Source organism: Planktothrix sp. FACHB-1355 (assembly GCF_014748295.1).
Lineage (GTDB): Bacteria > Cyanobacteriota > Cyanobacteriia > Cyanobacteriales > Aerosakkonemataceae > Aerosakkonema > Aerosakkonema funiforme_A.
In genome coordinates, this window is the sequence record NZ_JACJUP010000890.1 from 1 (window position 1) to 3,074 (window position 3,074).

Below are 3,074 nucleotides of genomic sequence, written 5' to 3' on the forward strand. Positions count from 1 at the left end.
TAGGTATTCTGGAAATAGTTTTTCAGAGTAAGTTTGATTTAAAATTCCAGTCAAACCCGGACTGATACTTTCAGCAATTACTTGACCGCTGCGGTTAGGAAAAACTCGATAAACTAAGACGCGATCGGCTTGCAAAACTTGATGAATTTGCTCTACGGCGGTATTGAGAATCGTTTCTAGGTCTAAGTTTTCCCGAATGCGTTGGGTAATTGTCAAAATCAAGTTTTCGCGTTCGTACTGTTTTTGGAGAGCGATTTCTGCGCGTTTGCGATCGCTAATATCCAACACCACAGCAATTGCTTGATTCGGATCGTCCTCTAACTGCACAGCACCCAACAATACTGGGACGCGGCGACCATCTTTAGTGAGATACTCTTTTTCTTGAGGTACCAGGGAGCCTGTAGACCGAAGTTCTTCGAGTACATATCGATCGGCTTCCGCAAACTCTGGTGGTGCGATCGTATCCCATCGCAATCTACCCGCTTGTAAATCTTCCCTGGTGTAAGCCAGCATTGATAAAAAATGATTGTTTACATCGATAATTTGCCCATCTATACTGACAAAACCAATACCAACTACGTTCGATTCAAACAACCGCCGGAAGCGAGATTCGCTGCGCTGTAAAGCGATTTCTCCTTGCTTGCGCGTTAAAGTAGTAGCGACGTAAGTGGCGATAGTTTTAGCCAATCTAATTTCGTCTTTAGTAAACAGATGATTTGTAGTGTATAAAACGACGATTTTGCCCAGGAAATTATTTTGATAACGCAGTGGAAAACAGGCAGATGCTTTAATTTTTTTATTTGCCTCCGTCTCGTCCATTTCCGGTGTAATTTCCTCCTGCTCTTGACAATTCCAAAGCACCATTTTCTCAGTATTGAGCAGTGCGAAGAAAGATTCAAAATAAGCTGCTATGTGTTTGTTACAACTATCTTTTTGGGCAGCATAAGCTTCATGGCAGAAAATTTGGTTTGCACCTACCCTCATAAGGGTAGCACAAGGCGCTTTGAGAGCTTGTTGTATCCCTTCCAAGCCAATTTGATAGATCTCTTCTAGGGTATTGCCTTTGTTGAGTGCAGCTACTAACTGATAAAGTTTATTCAAACGTTCGATTTGTAAATTCAGCGCTGCTTCTGTTTTTTGATGTTCTGCAATCTCTTGAATAAGATTCTTGTTGACTAAAGTCAGTTCCGCAGTACGTTGAGCAATTCTTTGCTCTAATTCGACGTTGAGTTGTGCTAAGGCGATTTCGGCTTTTCGTCGTTCTGCCAATTCAAATTTTGCTTGCGCTAAGGCGCTAGCTTGTTGAATGGCAATGGCAATTTGTACGCCCAAGCGATCGAGAAAATGCAACTCCCACGTTTTCCAGTTACGGGTATCGGAACATTGATGGGCAATCAGTAACCCCCAAAGATAAGATAATGGTTGGGAATCTAGTGGAATTTCCCCAGCAGTTATTTCCGAAACTTGACGTTGGATCGAAATCGGTACGACCAAATTTGCTTTAACTTCAAATTTTTCTAAAAGCTCAATATGGCAATCGGTTAATCCGGCGGTGTAAATATCTGCGATCGCACGTTTTTTACCCAGGCGGTATTCTACCGCCTTATTTTGCTCAAAGCAAGTATCTTTGATGTCCTCATTCAAAGAACTTTTCCATTGAGGCAACACCGACTCTGCCACAATTTTACCGCTCATATCCGGAGCGAACTGGTAAACTAAAACTCGGTCTGCCTTCAATAGCTGCCGTACTTCCACTACAGTTCGATCCAGCACGTTTTGTATGTCTAATGATTGGCGAATTCGCAGAGAAATTTCTGCAATTAATCGTTCCTGTTCCTGTTGTCTCTCTAATGTAGAAATTAATTCAAATTTTTCAATTATATTGCGAACGCAGCGACAGAGAACTTCTGCTGTTAATTTACCCTTCACGAGATAATCTTGCGCCCCGCTTTTCATCGCTTGGACAGCAATTTCTTCGTTTCCCTGTCCGGTGAGCATAATTATCGGTAACTGGGAACAATTTTTTTGTAACTTCAGTTGCTCGATAAACTCCACTCCATCTGCATCGGGCAGCACAAAATCTAGCAGAATCACATCAGGTAGTTCCTGCTGACAATAGCTCAAACCTTCTGCCACCAATTCAGCTTCTATAAAGCGATATTTATATGTGTTTTCTTTTTCTAAAAAGCGACGATAAGCAGTTCTATCTTCTGCCGCATCATCAATGATTAAAACACTTTTTCGCTCGCTCATTTTTGATTAATACTACTATCTGGTATAATTGCCAATTCAAGCCAATAATGCAAAAAATCTGTGATGGTAAATTTTAATTGTTCTAGCCCCATTGGTTTGAGCATATAACTGTTCGTACCGTTCTGGTAACAATCTCTAACATCCTTGGGATTAGACGAAGAAGTCAGCACCACAACTGGAATAATTTTTAAAGTATAATCGTGCTTGATTTGTTGAATCACATCTCTTCCATCAGTTCCGGGTAAATTCAAATCCATCAAAATTATCGACGGACGGGGTGCCTGTTCCGCATTGGCGTAAGGGCCTTGGCGATAGAGATAGTCAATGGCTTCGTCTCCATCCCGCACCCGATGAATTGGAGCTTTACATAACGATTGTTTTAGCACCCTTTCCAAGGCGGTAAAATCTTCATCGCTATCTTCAACAACTAAAATCATTTTTCTCCCCTTAGCAGATTTAACATTTTGTAAGAATCATTAAGTATTTAAGCTCATTTCGGTAATGTGAAATAAAAGGTACTGCCTTCCCCGTAGTTAGATTCTACCCAGATTGTGCCGCCGTGTCGCTCTACAATCTTCTTAACAATAGTTAGCCCCGCGCCGGTGCCGCCGCCGTACTTCCCAGGAGAGTGCAGGCGTTTGAAAATCCGGAAGATGCTATCTAAATGCTTTTCCCTAATCCCAATCCCATTATCTCGCACGTAGATAGTCCAGAATTGATTTGGAGAATTTTCCATAAAATTCTTTACATTTGGGGGATGGTTGTCGAGAAAACCTTCTTCTACCAACTTTTCTGGACTTTCATTAGACATCTCCAAAAAT

At 41.5% G+C, this 3,074-nt stretch carries 3 protein-coding genes; all 3 read right to left on the reverse strand.

Annotation, left to right across the window (positions count from 1 at the left end; genetic code table 11):
- The coding region (locus tag H6S82_RS26510) for a GAF domain-containing protein (RefSeq protein ID WP_191056978.1) at nucleotides 1-2,253 on the reverse strand (2,253 nt) is incomplete at its 3' end.
- Entirely contained in the window at nucleotides 2,250-2,690 is a 441-nt protein-coding gene (locus H6S82_RS26515) for a response regulator (protein WP_190468177.1), read from the reverse strand. The genes H6S82_RS26515 and H6S82_RS26510, both read right to left, overlap by 4 nt.
- 53 nt (nucleotides 2,691-2,743) lie before the next feature.
- On the reverse strand, nucleotides 2,744-3,074 hold a 331-nt coding region (locus tag H6S82_RS26520; RefSeq protein ID WP_242057123.1), incomplete at its 5' end, for an ATP-binding protein.

Coding starts and splice junctions, on each gene's coding strand:
- H6S82_RS26515 (WP_190468177.1), bottom strand. CDS start 2,690: ATGATTTTAGTTGTTGAAGATAGCGATGAAGATTTTACCGCCTTGGAA.